The organism is Motilimonas cestriensis (genome assembly GCF_021295315.1).
GTDB lineage: Bacteria > Pseudomonadota > Gammaproteobacteria > Enterobacterales > CBDFNC01 > Motilimonas > Motilimonas cestriensis.
Window position 1 is genome coordinate 94733 of the sequence record NZ_JAIMJA010000013.1, and the last position, 15812, is coordinate 110544.

The following is a 15812-nucleotide window of genomic DNA, read 5'->3' on the forward strand; positions in this document are numbered from 1 at the left end:
AGTTTCCTTTATTTAGTGATATCAGCATTAAACCATTTTTGTGAAATTTGGCTTAAGCTACCGTCTTCTTGCATGCTGGTTAGCGCTGCGTTCACACGCGCAATCAACGCTTTGTTTTCATCTGATTTAATAAATGGCATCGCATTTTTGATGGTTTCAAATGGTTCGCCAGCTAGCTCGAGTGGCAAACCCGATTTTTTAATCAGCTGAGCTGATGATACGCGATCCATCACGAACGCATCAGTACGGCCTAGCACTACATCTTGCTCAAAGCCTGCGTCGTAAGTGATGATGTTGATCTCTTTGTTTGGATCGGCCTTACGTAATAGTTGCTCGAAGTTGCTACCTAAATTCACCGCGACCTTTTTGCCTTTTAGATCGTCAATACCTTGAATATCCGTACGGCCTTTTTTAACGACTATTTGTGCGCCATCAACCACGTAAGCTTGGGCAAAGTTATATTTAGCCAAACGTTCATCAGTGATGGTGATTTGATTTGAAATGGTATCAATGTGGCCCGCTTCTAACATGCCAAATAGACCTGAGAAATTAGCGGTTTTAAATTCTACGTTTAAGTCGGCGCGTTTACCAATTTCATTCCAGACATCAACCTCAAACCCTTGCAGTACATCTTTTTGTACAAAGGTGAACGGGAAGTAGCGACCTGACATGCCTACTTTTATGGTGTCTTGGGCAAAAGCAGGAGCGGTGATAAAGCTTAGGGCGGCCAAGGTAATGGCCAGTGCGCGAGAAAAGCGTGTTGTCATGATTTGCAGCCTCTTTGTCTAATTAAGGGTATTTTTTGTTATATATAAGTCTAAAAAGTAATTAAAAATAAGTTTTAGATAACTAATTATTATATAACTGAATAGCTAAATCACTAGATAATGAGCTTTATTTAGTCAAATATTTCTATTTTTTGTTTCTTGCCAGTTAAATAATGTGGCAACAGCGCGAAACATAAAAAAAGCCAGGCAGAGCCTGACTTAATAAAGAGTAGATATGCAGCGGTAAAGGTTATTCGCCAGGTTTATACCAAGCGTCCATGCCTTTTTGCAATCGGTCCGCGGCATCTTTTGGTGTCATGGTACCATTAATTACGCCAACACTGGTGTCCCAAATTTCTAGTTCTAGGCTAGGTTCACCACGGTTTAAAATTTGGTAAGAGTTACGAATGGTTGAATCACACGTGTCACGCCAAGCTATCATGGCTTTAGCGGTAGGATCGTCAACATCAATAAAATGGTTCGATAACGAGAAGAAACCCGGCAACGCATTGGTATAAATAGCGGCGAACTCTCCAGTTGTCATCCATTTTAAGAAGGTTTCAGCGTCCTTCTTATTGGTCGTATTGGCATTGATACCTACACCTATGTCGGTATGGTCACTGATGTAACATTCGTCATCTGCTTTTTCTACCGGCGGCATAAATACACCGAGATCTAACTTAGTGTTAAAGGCTGCAATATCCCATGAACCCGCTGGGTAAATAGCGGCTTTTTGATCACCAAACATCGCAATAGCATCATTATAGGTGCGAGTTTGGTAGCCTTCGCCCATATATGGCCCCCACTTAGCAAGCTGTTCAAATACTTTTACATATTGCGGTTCATTGAGTTTTTCATCGCCGTCAATCACTGCCAAGCGGCCGTCTTCACCTTTCCAGTAGTTAGGACCAATATTTTGAAAGCCCATTGTGGCGGCTTCCCATTTATCATTGGTACCCATGGCAATAGGTGTGTACTTGCCACTGGCTTTTACTTTATCAAGTGCTGAATAGAACTCGGCATTGGTTTTAGGAGGCGTCAATCCTAGCTCTTTAAAGATGGTTTTGTTGTAAAAGAAGCCATGGATAACCGATGCCATCGGTAAGCAAAATGATTGCGCTCCGTTATCTGTTTGCCATGCAGCTTTGGCAAAGTTTGGAAAATTACCCATACCGTCTAGCTCGGTAATATCGGTCAGATATCCGGCTTGGAACAGTTTTAGCGAGTCATCGAAAGGCCGGCAAGTAATCAGATCGCCCGCGGTGCCATCGGCTAATTTTTTGTCGAGAGTGCTGTTGTAGTCGGTTGCATTGGTATGGATAAAGGAAACCTTAATATCAGGATGTTTAGCGTTAAATGCTGGAATAATGACGTCATTCCAAATGGCCGCATCTTCACGCCAGCTCTCGATTGAAATATTACCAGCCTGGGCAATGGAGGCCGATAATAAAATGGATGTGCCTATAGCATAAGGCAAGATTTTTAACTTCATTACGAACCCCTTCTTGGGTTAATTAACATATCCTCATTTCTTAACTTGTTACTGAAATGAGGGGCAGACTAAACTTTGAAGCGTCGGATCAAGGCTTGTTGTTGTTCAATTAGCTGCGCTAATACTTCACTGATCCGCGCTGAATCACTGGCTTCTCGTTCGGTTTCTAGCGCTACTTCGGTGATGCCATTGATATTTCTAGCGATGTCTTGGCTAACCGTTATTTGCTCTTCAGTGGCTTGCGCGACATGAACACTCATTTCTTTAATCGCTTCCATGCGGGACGCAACGGCTTGTAGGGCTTCATCGGTGAGACGAGTTTGGTCGACACAATAGTTGGTTTGCTCTTGGCTTTGGTGCATCACATTGGCAACTTGACGGGAGCTTTTTTGTAAGTTTTCGATCATGGCTTGGATTTCAACAGTTGATTGCTGAGTCCGTGTGGCTAAGGTGCGTACTTCGTCGGCTACTACAGCAAATCCTCGGCCTTGCTCACCCGCTCGCGCTGCTTCAATCGCGGCATTTAATGCCAGTAGGTTGGTTTGCTCCGCTATACCGCGAATAACATCGAGAATGCTGCCAATATTGGCGCTAAATTCTTCGAGCTTTTGTGTGATGCTAACGGCTTCATTGATTGAACTGGCTAGCTCTTCTGTCAATTGGCGGTTTTTGGCTACCAGCTCTCTACCTGTGTCGGTATCTTCGTTTGCTAATGTCACTTCAGATAAAGTATTTTCAGTTGAGCGGAATACTTCGCCGACACTGACTTCCATCTCGGAGATGGCAGTGGCAACTTGGTCGGTTTGATTTTTTTGATCGGCGACTCGTGCCATCGTGCGATCGCTGATTTCTGCGGCGTTATTAGCTTCTTGTACCAGTTGGAGTGAGCCCTGACTGATTTTACTGAGCACCTCCGCCATGCTGTCGACTAAAGTATTTAGGGACTCAGACAAGGTGCCAAACTCATCGTTGGATTGGTAATCAACCCTTTGCGTCATATTACCTTCAGCCATGACTTTCAATACCGGCGTAATTAATGCCAGTGGCTTGTGAATACTACGTGCAATGGTAAAGCCGATAATAGCGGCTACCGCTGCTGAAATAAGGGTCACTATGATGATGTAAAATACCGCTGTTTTAACGGCTTTGTCGGCGGTGTTTTTTGCTGTTTCAGACTCGTTCTGAGCTTGGGCAGTAAAGCTGGTGAGTAGTTGCTCTACCTGAGCCATTTGTTGGTTTGCTTGTTCAGTTAGTCGTACGATGTTTTTTTCTAGTTTTTGTTGTTTAAGCATCAGGGGCAGTAAGCCTTGCTCAGAAATACTGATGTCCCTAAGTTTATTTACAGCGCTGTTAAAGCGTATGATGACACCTTCATCTACTTTTATTTTTTTGGCGCCAGACAAAGCTTTTTCTATATCAGAGGTCAGGGCTTGTTGCAGTGCGACCAAGTTAGTTTTTATTCCGGCGCGACGTATTTCTCTTAAGTCACGGGCTATGCCACTGGTCACACGCTCTGCTTTATTGCGTTGTGAGCGTTTATTGGCCGTTTCACCCAGTAACAGCAGCGTTGCTTGCTGAAAGTTATCTTCCTGTTTGACAAAATCGTCTCGTAAAGCAGATAAAGCGTTAAGGGTTTCGACTAAATTTTTGTGCTCAGACAATATTTGCTCAGCCAAGTTAAAATAATTACTCGCGGCTGTTTGTACTTCGTTAAAGCTACTTTGAATGCTTGGATCTAAGGCTTTGCTACTACTGAGTTGTTGGCTGATGTGCTCGAATTGGATTTTTTCAGTTTCAAACTGCTCTTGATGGATGCTGAGGTCAGCTATTTCATAGGTGGTGCGGTATTCAAGTAAGCTGCGATTGTTTTTTAGCAGCGCCTCTTTCAATTCGGCACTGGAAATAAGTAACGGGGTAGTTTCTTCTGTTACTGTTTTGAGACTTAAATTTATTTGCTTAGTGTTTAAATAGCTAATGCCGCCCAAGATAGCGAGCAGAATAAACATTAAGATGAAGCCTGCGATCGTTCGCTGAATGATACTTAGGCGCATGATCCCTCGACCCACTGATTATTAATTTTTTAAGCATAGAGTAGAGATAGCGGTTTGCACGATATAGAGTTGCTTGTTGACTTATTTTTTACATTTGCACTGTGCGGTTATGAACTTTACGTTAAGGTTGAGTGACAATCTTATTGAGACGATTGCAGTGCTAAGCTTTGTTTGCTATTTTAATTTTGTTTTTATATATGGATATGCGTATGTTTGAGCATGAGTATTTAAAATTACTGGGCGATGAAACACGTATTTGTTGCTTGTTGTTGATTTATAACAAAAAAGTTATGTGTGTATGCGAGTTGACGGAGACATTGCAATTAAGCCAGCCGAAAATTTCACGGCATTTGGCCTTACTGCGCCAAGCTGGAATACTAACGAGCGAGCGAAAGGGGCAGTGGGTTTATTATCAACTGGCAGTGGATTTACCGCCTTGGTTTTATGATTTACTACAGCAATTAATTGAAAGTGGAACGTTGCAAAAAAGTTATCACGTTGATGTAACAAGACTGAATACAGCCAATGTGTGCTGTGACTAAAAAGGAAAGAGTTATGGCAATTAAAGTTGGGATTAATGGATTTGGTCGTATTGGCCGCTTGGCTTTACGTGCTGCTTTTGATTGGCCTGAATTAGAATTTGTGCAAATTAATGATGTGGCTGGAGATGCCGCCACACTAGCGCATTTATTGGAGTTTGATTCAATTCAAGGTCGGTGGCATCACCAAGTAACGGCAATAGATGATTCTTTAGTGGTTAACGGACAGTCAATAAAAGCTACCCAGCAGCGAGAGATCGCCGACGTTGACTGGTCTGGTTGTGATGTGGTGATTGAAGCCACAGGTGTTCATCGTGATGTGCATTTTTTAAACCAATATTTGGCGCAGGGCGTTAAGCGCGTAGTGGTCTCAGCACCAGTGAAAAATGACGCTGTGGCTAATATTGTGGTTGGGGTGAATGAGCAGGTGTTTAACCCTGATTTACATCGTATTGTGACGGCGGCATCTTGTACGACTAACTGCATTGCCCCTGTGGTTAAGGTTATTCACGAGCAGCTCGGCATCGAGAATGCTTCATTTACCACCATACATAATCTGACTAATACACAAACCATTTTAGATGCTCCCCATAAAGATCTACGCCGTGCCCGAGCGTGCGGCGTTAGCTTGATCCCAACTACTACGGGATCGGCGAAAGCGATTGTAGAAATTTTCCCTGAACTTGCCGGGAAAATTGATGGTCATGCGGTACGTGTTCCTTTAGCCAATGCGTCATTAACAGATATCATTTTCCAAGTGAAGCAAGAGACAACGCCTGAGCAAGTTAATGCATTATTACAGCAAGCCGCAGAAGGTGAATTAAAGGGCATTCTTGGGTTTGAAACGCGGCCATTGGTATCGATTGATTATAAAGGTGATCAAAGATCAACCATTGTCGATGCATTATCGACTATGGTGGTGGGCGGTAAAATGGTGAAAATTTATGCTTGGTATGACAATGAGATGGGTTATGCCACGCGCACAGCTGAGTTAGTACGCATTGTTGGCTTGGCTTAGTTATAGAGAGCGATGAACAAAATGGGTTATGCAACCATGACCGAGCAGCAGAGTTAGTTCGCATTGTTGGCTTGGCTTAGTTATAGAGAGCGATTAACAAAATGGGTTATGCAACCATGACCAAGCAGCAGAGTTAGTACGCATTGTTGGCTTGGCTTAGTTATAGAGAGCGATTAACAAAATGGGTTATGCAACCATGACCGAGCAGCTGAGTTAGTACGCATTGTTGGCTTAGCTTAATGAGCTGGAGAGATAGATGACACATCCTACTTGGCAACTGCCATTAAATAACCAAGGTGCAGAGCTAGTACTGACACCTTGTCCAGGCACTAAAGGCACGGATTTAGAATCCTCACTGCGCCAGTTAAAAGATCGTGGCGTAAAAGCGGTGGTGACGGCCCTTAATGAAGCTGAAATGGAAAAGGCGGGAGTGGCAGAGTTAAGCCAGTTAACGCAAAAATTGGGTATGCAGTGGTTTCATTGTCCAATTGAAGATGATCAGGCGCCTGATGCCAACTTCAAAATAGATTGGTTAAATGCGTCTCCTGAATTGCATCAATTGCTCGATAACAATCAAGCCGTGGCGCTGCATTGCATGGGGGGATCGGGTCGCACCGGTTTGCTTGCTGCGCATATTTTGTTAGAGCGCGGTTGGGATTTAGACACCATTAAAACGCGAGTACAAGCGTTACGTCCCGGTGCATTTACCAAGGCGGTACAAGTTGATTATGTGGGGCAGCTAGTCACACCATAAACACCAGTTTGTAGCGGTAATGTGGTTACCATGACGCGGTGTTGCCGCTACAAGTGTTATGACTATTAACCCTTAGTGCTATGTTTTGACTCTTTGTTTTATTGAGGAACCAGCCGTGCTTTCAAGTTTGCCTAAATCGGTGCGCCAGTATTTATTGGTTACGTTTAACTACTGGAATTTCACCGTTACCGATGGCGCGTTGCGTATGTTGGTGGTGCTGTACTTCTATGATTTGGGTTATGGTGCATTAGCCATTGCTTCCTTATTCTTGTTTTATGAATTCTTTGGTGTGGTGACTAATCTATTGGGCGGTTGGTTAGGTGCTCGGGTTGGCCTGAACCGCACCATGAATATCGGTTTGTTGCTGCAAGTGGTGGCACTGTTAATGCTGACCGTGCCGCCTGATTGGCTAGTAATGGCGTGGGTAATGCTTGCGCAGGCATTATCGGGCATAGCGAAAGATTTAAATAAGATGAGCGCGAAAAGCGCGATCAAAACCTTAGTGCCAAGTGACCAGCAAGGCAAACTTTATCAATGGGTTGCTTTATTAACGGGCTCTAAAAATGCCCTTAAAGGTGCAGGCTTTTTTGTTGGTGGGCTATTGCTGCATTACTTGGGCTTTCAGCTGGCAGTATTGGCGATGGCAGTGGTGTTGTTGCTGGTGTTTATCGGCAGTGTGCTGAGCTTGGATGCCAGTTTAGGCAAAGCAAAAAGCAAACCTAAGTTTAATGAGCTGTTCGCAAAATCGCGTGGTATTAATATCTTATCCTTGGCGCGTATGTGTTTGTTTGGCGCGCGTGATATTTGGTTTGTGGTGGCGCTGCCGATTTATCTAGCCAGTGTGTTTGACTGGAGCCATGGTCAGGTGGGTGGCTTTCTGGCGCTATGGATCATTGGCTATGGTGTGGTGCAAGGTTTTGCGCCTTATTTTACCGGTAAGCGTCGCGGCGTGGTGCCCAGTGGTTCTGCGGCGGTGCTTTGGGCTGGGCTGCTCACGTTAGTGACGGCTGCGATTGCCCTTAGTGTGCAGATGGAATGGCAGTCAGAATACGTCATCGTGCTTGGTTTACTGGTGTTTGGCGCGGTATTTGCGATTAACTCGTCGTTACATTCTTATTTAATCGTCAGTTACGCTAAGGAAGACGGGGCTTCGCTGGATGTGGGTTTTTATTATATGGCCAATGCGATGGGGCGTTTAATTGGCACTATATTATCGGGTTGGCTATTTCAAACCATGGGCTTTGCGGCTTGTTTGTGGGCTTCGGCAATATTTTTATTGGTGACCACTTTAGTATCATTGGCATTGCCGAAACATTGAAAAAGGTTCATTTAGCTAAATCAGTACGTATACCTCTCCCTTCTTCTTAAGGTTATCTTAAGGTTTCATAACCATACTTAGAGTCTGTCTCATTATTTAGGCTCTTAGATTTGAAATCGATAATCCCTACTAAATTATTTACCACGACTTGGACACTAAGTTATGAGCAAGTGATAGTGATGCTTGCGTTATATTTTGCCATCGTGTTGAATTTCCCCGTGACTCAAAAGCTGTATCAACTTGCCGGAGAGGGGCATTTAGCTTTTGCTTTGTCACCCTCTTTGGTGTTGTTTTGCTGCTTTCTCATTATTTTTAGTTTATTGGCGATTCCGTATCTGTTTAAGCCTTTATTAACGCTTATTACCTTATCTTCTGCTGCGGCAACTTACGCCATTTGGAAATACCAAATAGTGTTTGACTACGGCATGGTCGAAAACATATTAGCGACTAACTCGGGTGAGGCGTTGTCATATGTGAATATTTACTCTGTGCTGTATTGCTTGGTGTTGGGCGGTTTACCAGTATTGTTGTTATACCGAACGCATATTTTATCTCGAGAGAGTTGGCTAAAAGCAGGATTATTTCGCGCTGGTCTAGTTGTTGCTGCGTGCCTGATGCTCGCCTTGTTAACGGCGTTTTTTTATAAAGATTATGCTTCTGTTGGACGAAATAATCGCTATATCACCAAGATGATTGTGCCTGCGCACGTTTATTATGGGGTTAAGTATGTCAAACGTACTTTCTTTACTACTCCCTTGCAGTATGTCGAACTCGGTAAAGATGCGACAGTAAAGCCGAGCAAAAACGGTAAACCAAACTTAGTGGTGTTAGTGATTGGCGAAACGGCACGCGCCCACAACATGCAATACAATGGCTATCAAAGGGAGACTAATCCCTATACCCAAGGGCTTAACTTAATTGCATTGCAAAGTGTGTCTTCTTGCGGCACGGCGACTGCCCATTCTTTACCTTGTATGATGTCAAACTTAAGTCATGATAATTATAAGCGTGAGCGGGCGGATAGCCAAGATAACGTGCTCGATGTTATGGCCCATGCTGGCGTGGATGTAACTTGGTTAGAAAATGACGGCGGTGACAAACATGTGGCGAAAAATATCACCAAACATGAACTGACGTTAAGCCAAGGTTGGGATGGTTGCCAAAGTTTAAGTTGTTATGATGAAGTGTTAGTGCAGCAGTTAGCACAATTAGTTGACGCGAAAGACAAGCCCAGTGATCAGTTAGTGGCGCTGCATATTATTGGTAGCCACGGCCCTACTTATTATCAGCGTTACCCAAAAGACATGGAAGTGTTTAAGCCCGCTTGTCGTCGCAGTGACATTGAAAACTGCAGCGATGAAGAGATAGTAAATGTGTATGACAATACCTTGGTCTATACCGATTATGTGTTGGCACAAACTATTAAACTGTTACCAGGTTACAGTGAGCAATATAACGTGGCGTTGATGTATTTGTCGGATCATGGAGAATCACTTGGCGAAAATGGCTTGTACCTACATGGCACGCCTTATGCCTTTGCGCCAACTGAACAAACTCAAGTGCCATGGTTGATTTGGTTACCTGAAGAGTACGCGTCAACGCAAGGGATTAACCGTGATTGCTTAGCGCAAGCTGCTAAAACGGGCACTTTCTCCCATGACAATTTATTTCACAGTTTATTAGGTTTTTATGGTGTGGAAACCCAAGCTAAACAGGCGGAATTGGATTTCATCGCTGGGTGTCGAGGTTAGGATTTACCATAGGGCAAACTTACAGATTTAGAGAGCGTTAATAAAAGCCCAAGCTCTCACTTGGGCTTTTTTTGTTAAGTCATGGTAATGGTTTACCGCCACACTGCAGTGGTATAGAAAATCTGGAAACCCTTGTGGTACTAGTGTTGCTAAAAGTATCCAAGCTTTTCCAGAGATTGCGCCAAATGGCACCTTTCAGCAAGTATCATCAAAGCTATTTTCCAGATCTTCAAGTTAGCCCGCCTGTCAGAGTTGAACAGGCAGGTTAAGCTTGTCGTAGGTTTACATGTACTTCACTCTACGGTTGTCGAATGCCGGCATCGTCCCCTCAAGTACATCAACAACCTTTTTGTTGATGATGCTGCATTCAATTGCTCCAGGTGTATATGTGATGTTGTGGCCATTTGTTCGGTCAAACTCACAGTGGATTATCTGCTCTGCATCGCAGACTACAGCAAGGTTTGGATTATGTGTAACCATAATGATCTGTCGGTTTTTTTTGGCTTCAGTCAACACTGGCACAAGTAAGCTAACAATTGTTTCATTGTCCAAGTTTTCTTCTGGTTGATCTAAGATAATTGGAGTATTACCCTTATCCACAAGAAGATAAAAAATCAACAATAATGCACCTCTTTGCCCTGGTGAAAGTTGTCCAATTTGTGCGTCTTGGAACATTAATGTGTATCTTGGTTCAAGGTAATCTAAGTCAAAGATAAGATCGTAGACTTCATTTGCAGTACGGTCTTTACGTAGCAGTGAAGCGATGCCAACTGGGTTCTTAGACGCATCCTCTAGCTTTTGGTACAGCTCTTGAACAAAGTTGATTAGAGAGTTGACGTTATCAAGATCGTACTTATCCATTAGTTCTTTCATTGCTGACAGGCTCTCAGATTTACCTTTAAACGCTCCTGATTCTTGTTTTACAATGGCAAATAATTTGTTTGAGACTTGGTCTGTTGTACTAGTCAGTTCAGCTCTAAACTGCAACTTATATTCATCACGGATGAGGGCGTTGTTCTGGATGAGAGATTGCACTGGAGCAAAGAGTGCCTCTCGATTAGCCTTTTGCTCATCAAGAACGTTAAATACTTTTCGGGTTAAACCTAGTCGTTGCTCATGTAGTTCCTGCCTTTGAATTGGCAGTTGATCCAGTTGAGCTTTTCTATGTTTAACACCTTCAAGAGAATCAGGTTCATCTTTGGTTCCTAATAACAGTGTTTTCTTTTCTTCCCAAACTTTAAGCTGCTCTTTATATTGCTGAAATGCTTGCTGTGGTGCATTTAGTTGTGCGCTTAATGGAGCCTTTTTCTCTGAAAGTGATAGTTTCTGAGCATTAAGTGACAATTGATTGTCTTTTAATTCATGATATCGAGTGTTGCTGGCACTTTCAAAGTCTGAAATTGCTTTTTCATTTATTTCTACATTGACTAAGTTCTCGACGTTTAAGCCTAAAATATTAGCATCAGAACTAAACTCAGAAGTAAACTGACTGACTGCGCGCTTAACAATTTCAAAGCCTGTTTTGATGTTTTTACACGCTTTTTTCTTTGCTGCTAGTTTTGCTATCTCTTGTTGATTTAATTCTTGCTGTTGTTGTAACTTTTCAAGTTCTTGGCTAATAGTTGTAAGCTGCTCAGATACTTTTTTTTGTTCAGCTGTCAGTTCACTCGTTGGCTCTGGAATTTCTTCAGGCTCAACCTTTATCTGCTCTTCGAGGAGTCTTTGTTTCTGTGCTAATAACTCTTCGAGTATTTTTCGTGCATCATCGGTCATCTGACTTTCAACAAATGCCATTTGTTTATTTATCTTGTGCAGTTCGCTGCGATAGCTTTCTAGCTGACTTCGAAGAGAGCTTTCTTGCTGCTCAATAAGTTGATCAAAATCATGAGCGCCTAAACGTATAGAATCATCTGCATGTGAGAAAATAACAGATCTTAACTCTTTCTCGAAAGCGTTGGATTGGCCTGAAACGTGTGCGTTACAAAGTTCTTCAAAATGTCCTTGTGGGATATACTTTACGAGCTCAACATTTTCAGTTGCCGGATTTTCATTAAGATTTTTCTCTAGCTCTTCTTCATCACCCCATGTTATTTTTGCATTGAAGTGTCTTGCTGGCTCACCTGTTTTTCCTCTGAATCGATTTTCTTTTAAGAAAGAGAAATGGTGGCTCTGTTTGGAGTTACCAAGCAGTGCTGCAATATCTGCTAGTGCACTTTTACCACTACCCTTATTGCCAATGATTGCTACTAAATCATGATTTAGATGTAATGCAGTTTGATCAAGCCAGGTATCTGAAAGTGGTGCAGCGTCAGATTTTCTGACTTCTAACTTGTCGATGAAACGACTTCTGTTTTCACTTACTAACTGTCGTTTGGGAGGAATTGAGCCAATAAATGACCGTTTTGCTGGTTCCTTGATCGCTTGCTTCAACCCTTCAAATGTTGGATTTGCTTTTATCCAAGTTGCTTTTCCTGACGGGTAGTCGCCATATCCTCGCCGATCATTATTTCCAGGTTCACCAGTGAACCTATGCGCATCACTGCCTGAAACTGCAAGCCTTGGTACATTACCTAATGCGCGTTGGAAGTCACTAATCCACTTTTTATTTGTATCTGTCTCTACCGCAGCAAAAGCAGCCCAAAGATCGGGGGTTCTAGTTTCAAAAATCGGTGATGTGTCAAATAAACCTAGAACGTAGGCATAATGCTCTTGCCAATTGACGTCAGCTAAACCATCGTTTGTGTTGAATGGCATAAAACCGAGAGCCATCCGGTTCGGAACATTTCGTATTGCCTGCTTATAACTTTCACAAGATATTTCTGCGATTGTTGAGCCAGCTTTTAAAGCAGTATCATCAACACTATCAACATCTGCTTTGCTAAAACCTTTTTGCCTAAGTAAATCTTCACCGACATGGCGCGCTAAGCATTTTAATGAATAATCGGATAGAGGGCGATCGATAAGCGCAACATTTAGTGCCGTTCGAAAATCACGCAGAACTTGATCATCTATTTCATTAGAGAACAAAACATGAGCATTTAATCGCCCATCCATTGGAGCAACTAATCGCAACTCAATTCCAGGAAAAACAGTTTTCTCCAGTTTGGGAGCACCTTCTTGCGTTAAACGATGCTTTAACGCAAACCACCCATCAAAAGTCCAGTAATCCATAATTGCAAACACTGCTGGTTCTGCTGCATTCATGGTATGGATCATTTCATCTACTAGAGCCGCATTTTCTGGTGTACATGGATTTGAGTTAAATCTTGAGCCATTCCAATGAAAAGACGCTGGGGTGTGAATATGAAGATCCCACTTACGCCACTCAGAACCACGAGGGTATTTGCTCTTAACCATCAACCATTCCTTATTTGTTAAAAGAGCAAACCATAAAGCTTGCTCCCTCATTATTATTTTGAAATTAACGCTTTGATTTGCTGGCGAACATCACGCCCTTGTCCGTCTTGCTTAACGGCCATAATGAACAGACACTTTCTGTCGCTCAGTTCTGCCCATTTATCACCGATAGCACGTTTTTCCGCTGAGTCGTCATTAGTTACATAAGCTTCGCCTTTGTACTCGACAACTAGCATTCGACCATCGTAAAGCTCACATACAAAGTCTGGGTAAAACTTGTTATGAGCCAGTGGCAACCAGAATGAAGCTTGATCTCGGCGTACCAGATTACGAATCCAGTGTTTTACCTCCCGTAAGCCATCTATGGCTTCGGCACACTCGTATTCCTCGCCAGTAGCTTTCAGATCCTCAATAAGATTCTGCGGAAAGTAATGTTTCTGGAATTTGTAGCGACCAGAATAGTATGGTGGACGAGATGGGTAGTGGCTCGGCTCGAAGTGGTACATGAATTCATCGGATACACACGCTGTACTTTCAGCTCCAAACAGACACGCTTGATATCCACTCCGTTGAGCTTGCTTTCGGTACAAGCGGATAAGATCTCGTATAGCACGGGCCAATGGGAACTTATTGCGAACCAAAGCGGTAAGGGTCAAGTTAGGCTTTTGAAGCAAATTTTTGACTAGACGACCCAAAAAGCCAACAAGTTGATGCTGAAGGACATCTGGTTGTCGCAACTCTCTGTCTAGCCAGCGCACGAGATCTTGCTCTGTAACGTCAATAAAGCCTTGGTTAAAGGCGATTACTTCCTTTTGTTCTGCAACTTTATAAGTCAGTGATTTACCATCCATGTCAATCGCAAAGCTATTGCTAGTTTCGTTCATTACAAAATTTGTCAACTCTGCTGGGTAGTCGAGCAGATTCCAGCTATGTTCGTGGAGGAATACTTCTGATTCAACCAGCTCCAACTCGCCTTGTTCCAGCATGCAGAGATAAGGGAGCGAGCCAAACTTTTCACCACGTTCTGATGGTGCCTTCGTTACTTCGATTGCTTGATTATGCACTCGAACATCACGTTCAAATGCTTTACGACTCTTACCCGCTTTTACATGCTTAGTGATAGCTTTCTGTATGGTTGCTGAAACTTCGCCAGTAACTTTGATTACAGCAGTACCACTTCCCTCATCCCGAGTCATCGTGATCTGTTTCTTCTCTGAATCTGAAAGTTCTGTTAGGTCTGGTAAATCCTCAACCTCTATAACGATAGCAGGAGGCGGTGTCGATTTTGCTTGAGTCTGCTCCTGTTCGCTACCAAATAGCTCCCCTTGACCACTAGATGGAGCTTGCTTACGTAGAAATGCTGCGATCTCCATTTCCTCAAAGCCCATAGCGATAAGCTTATCTGTCAGCTCTTGAGCTGCTTTAGCAAACTTCGACGTCGCAAGATGCGCATAAGCACGGTTCAAGTCTTCGATGGCTCGACGGCTGGCATACGGCATACGCAATACGCGGCCAAGTAGCTGTTCAGCATCCTTACTGGAAGATACTTGCTTCACCGAGCAAAATACGTAGGCAAAGGAACAATCCCAACCTTCTTTAAGTGCTTCGATAGTGATGATGTATTCAATCAGGCAGCTTTGATCGAACAGGTTGATCCCATCTAACTCTCGTTGGCTACCCGTCGCTACAGCGATCTTATCTTCAGTAATGCCAAGTTGATTGAGCAGGTGGTCTTTAAGTACTTCTACAGTGACCTCACCTTTTTTGTTTTCAGCTTGGAACAAGGCTATTGGGCGGATGTAGTCCTCATCTTTTTGAGCGTCAGCCTGGAGCTTGTTGCGTGTGATCACTGCATCCTGAACAGCATCTTGCCAATTCTGATGTTCCGTCAAAACAATCGGCAATTTAATCATCTCTTCGGCTTTCAGTTCGGCCGCCGAGACATGAAATAGAACGTTACTACCATTTGCGCTAGTGGTATTTGGTGTAGCGGTAAACTCAATGAGAGCAGCAGGGTGTACACGACGCAAGGTGTCAAAGGTTAAGCTGGAACGAGCATTATGAGCTTCATCCACTATCACCACAGGCCTATACAGAGCTAATAGGTTGGCAAAAGAGAATTTGATGCTGCCAATTTCACGACTGCTCAAACCGTTCTCTTGTACATCAGCCTCAGAAACCGTCTCCAGCAGCGGCAAGGAAGGGTGATTTGCAGGAATCTTGGCAAAGTGTGGTTCAAAGTTTTCGTGGTAAGCGTAAACCTTACGTCCAGAGGTGTCAGAAACTCTCAAGTTAGCTAGGGTAGATACAACCACAATGGCCTTATTGCCTATGTCTTGTGGACGAATTTGAGTCACTTCGTCAATATCGAGCACTAATACTTGCCGATTGAAAGCAGCATCAAGCCTTTCACGGTAGGGGTGGCCTGGTGTTTTCAGCGCCTCTACCGTTTGTTCGCGAATTGTAATGCTTGGGACTAGCCATAGTGCAATCGGGGCTTCGGTTTCTAGGTAATGACGTGCGGCAACTTCAACAGCATGTGAACCAAGAACAGTTTTACCACCACCCGTTGGGATACGCATACAAAAATACGGAACTTGCTCGAAACCATAATCACGATAAGCGTGTGGAGGGAGTTCTTGCTCTTCCAGAGCTAACTTGTACGCATCTTCAACACTGTCACTACTGAGGCAGTGAGAAAGGAAAGATTGCATCACATCAACGGCACGTTGTTGATAACCTTTTAACTTAAACATTCTGTGGAT

The 15812-nt window shown here is 43.3% G+C and carries 10 protein-coding genes; 5 read left to right on the forward strand and 5 right to left on the reverse strand.

Annotated features, from left to right (window positions below):
- Positions 1-8: 8 nt before the first annotated feature.
- The 3 genes from K6Y31_RS13630 to K6Y31_RS13640 all read right to left on the reverse strand — a co-directional run bounded on the left by K6Y31_RS13630 (position 9) and on the right by K6Y31_RS13640 (position 4310).
- Entirely contained in the window at positions 9-767 is a 759-nt protein-coding gene (locus K6Y31_RS13630) for an amino acid ABC transporter substrate-binding protein (RefSeq protein ID WP_233053508.1), read from the reverse strand.
- Between the two features lie 250 nt (positions 768-1017).
- The gene (locus tag K6Y31_RS13635) at positions 1018-2259 is read right to left on the reverse strand and encodes an ABC transporter substrate-binding protein (RefSeq protein WP_233053509.1); all 1242 of its coding nucleotides are present in this window, start codon (positions 2257-2259) and stop codon (positions 1018-1020) included.
- Between the two features lie 68 nt (positions 2260-2327).
- Positions 2328-4310 carry a HAMP domain-containing methyl-accepting chemotaxis protein gene (locus tag K6Y31_RS13640; RefSeq protein ID WP_282560177.1) on the reverse strand — a complete coding sequence of 661 codons (1983 nt, stop codon included), beginning with the start codon at positions 4308-4310 and terminating at the stop codon, positions 2328-2330.
- Between the two features lie 209 nt (positions 4311-4519).
- On the opposite strand from K6Y31_RS13640, the gene K6Y31_RS13645 reads away from it, so the two are divergent.
- The 5 genes from K6Y31_RS13645 (at position 4520) to K6Y31_RS13665 (ending at position 9690) form a co-directional block, all read left to right on the forward strand.
- Positions 4520-4852, forward strand: coding sequence for an ArsR/SmtB family transcription factor (locus K6Y31_RS13645; protein WP_233053511.1), 333 nt, complete (start codon positions 4520-4522; stop codon positions 4850-4852).
- Positions 4853-4865: 13 nt separating this feature from the next.
- The gene (locus K6Y31_RS13650; protein ID WP_233053512.1) at positions 4866-5867 is read left to right on the forward strand and encodes an ArsJ-associated glyceraldehyde-3-phosphate dehydrogenase; all 1002 of its coding nucleotides are present in this window, start codon (positions 4866-4868) and stop codon (positions 5865-5867) included.
- Positions 5868-6123: 256 nt separating this feature from the next.
- Positions 6124-6621, forward strand: a complete 498-nt coding sequence (locus K6Y31_RS13655) for a cyclin-dependent kinase inhibitor 3 family protein (protein WP_233053513.1) — start codon at positions 6124-6126, stop codon at positions 6619-6621.
- A gap of 115 nt (positions 6622-6736) precedes the next feature.
- Positions 6737-7939, forward strand: coding sequence for an organoarsenical effux MFS transporter ArsJ (gene arsJ, locus K6Y31_RS13660; RefSeq protein WP_233053514.1), 1203 nt, complete (start codon positions 6737-6739; stop codon positions 7937-7939).
- A 110-nt stretch (positions 7940-8049) separates the two neighbouring features.
- Positions 8050-9690, forward strand: coding sequence for a phosphoethanolamine transferase (locus tag K6Y31_RS13665; RefSeq protein WP_233053515.1), 1641 nt, complete (start codon positions 8050-8052; stop codon positions 9688-9690).
- 282 nt (positions 9691-9972) lie between these two features.
- Here K6Y31_RS13665 and K6Y31_RS13670 read toward each other — a convergent pair whose 3' ends face one another.
- Both K6Y31_RS13670 and K6Y31_RS13675 read right to left on the reverse strand, forming a co-directional pair.
- Entirely contained in the window at positions 9973-13047 is a 3075-nt protein-coding gene (locus K6Y31_RS13670) for a TrlF family AAA-like ATPase (RefSeq protein WP_233053516.1), read from the reverse strand.
- Positions 13048-13100: 53 nt separating this feature from the next.
- Complete coding sequence (locus tag K6Y31_RS13675; RefSeq protein WP_233053517.1) at positions 13101-15803, reverse strand: DEAD/DEAH box helicase; 2703 nt, start codon at positions 15801-15803, stop codon at positions 13101-13103.
- Positions 15804-15812: the final 9 nt, after the last annotated feature.

What these genes read in the sequence shown, in the direction of transcription:
- K6Y31_RS13630 (WP_233053508.1), bottom strand. Translation starts at nt 767, where the DNA reads ATGACAACACGCTTTTCTCGCGCACTGGCCATTACCTTGGCCGCCCTA.
- K6Y31_RS13635 (WP_233053509.1), bottom strand. Translation starts at nt 2,259, where the DNA reads ATGAAGTTAAAAATCTTGCCTTATGCTATAGGCACATCCATTTTATTA.
- K6Y31_RS13640 (WP_282560177.1), bottom strand. Translation starts at nt 4,310, where the DNA reads ATGCGCCTAAGTATCATTCAGCGAACGATCGCAGGCTTCATCTTAATG.
- K6Y31_RS13650 (WP_233053512.1), top strand. Translation starts at nt 4,866, where the DNA reads ATGGCAATTAAAGTTGGGATTAATGGATTTGGTCGTATTGGCCGCTTG.
- K6Y31_RS13670 (WP_233053516.1), bottom strand. Translation starts at nt 13,047, where the DNA reads ATGGTTAAGAGCAAATACCCTCGTGGTTCTGAGTGGCGTAAGTGGGAT.
- K6Y31_RS13655 (WP_233053513.1), top strand. Translation starts at nt 6,124, where the DNA reads ATGACACATCCTACTTGGCAACTGCCATTAAATAACCAAGGTGCAGAG.
- K6Y31_RS13675 (WP_233053517.1), bottom strand. Translation starts at nt 15,803, where the DNA reads ATGTTTAAGTTAAAAGGTTATCAACAACGTGCCGTTGATGTGATGCAA.
- K6Y31_RS13645 (WP_233053511.1), top strand. Translation starts at nt 4,520, where the DNA reads ATGTTTGAGCATGAGTATTTAAAATTACTGGGCGATGAAACACGTATT.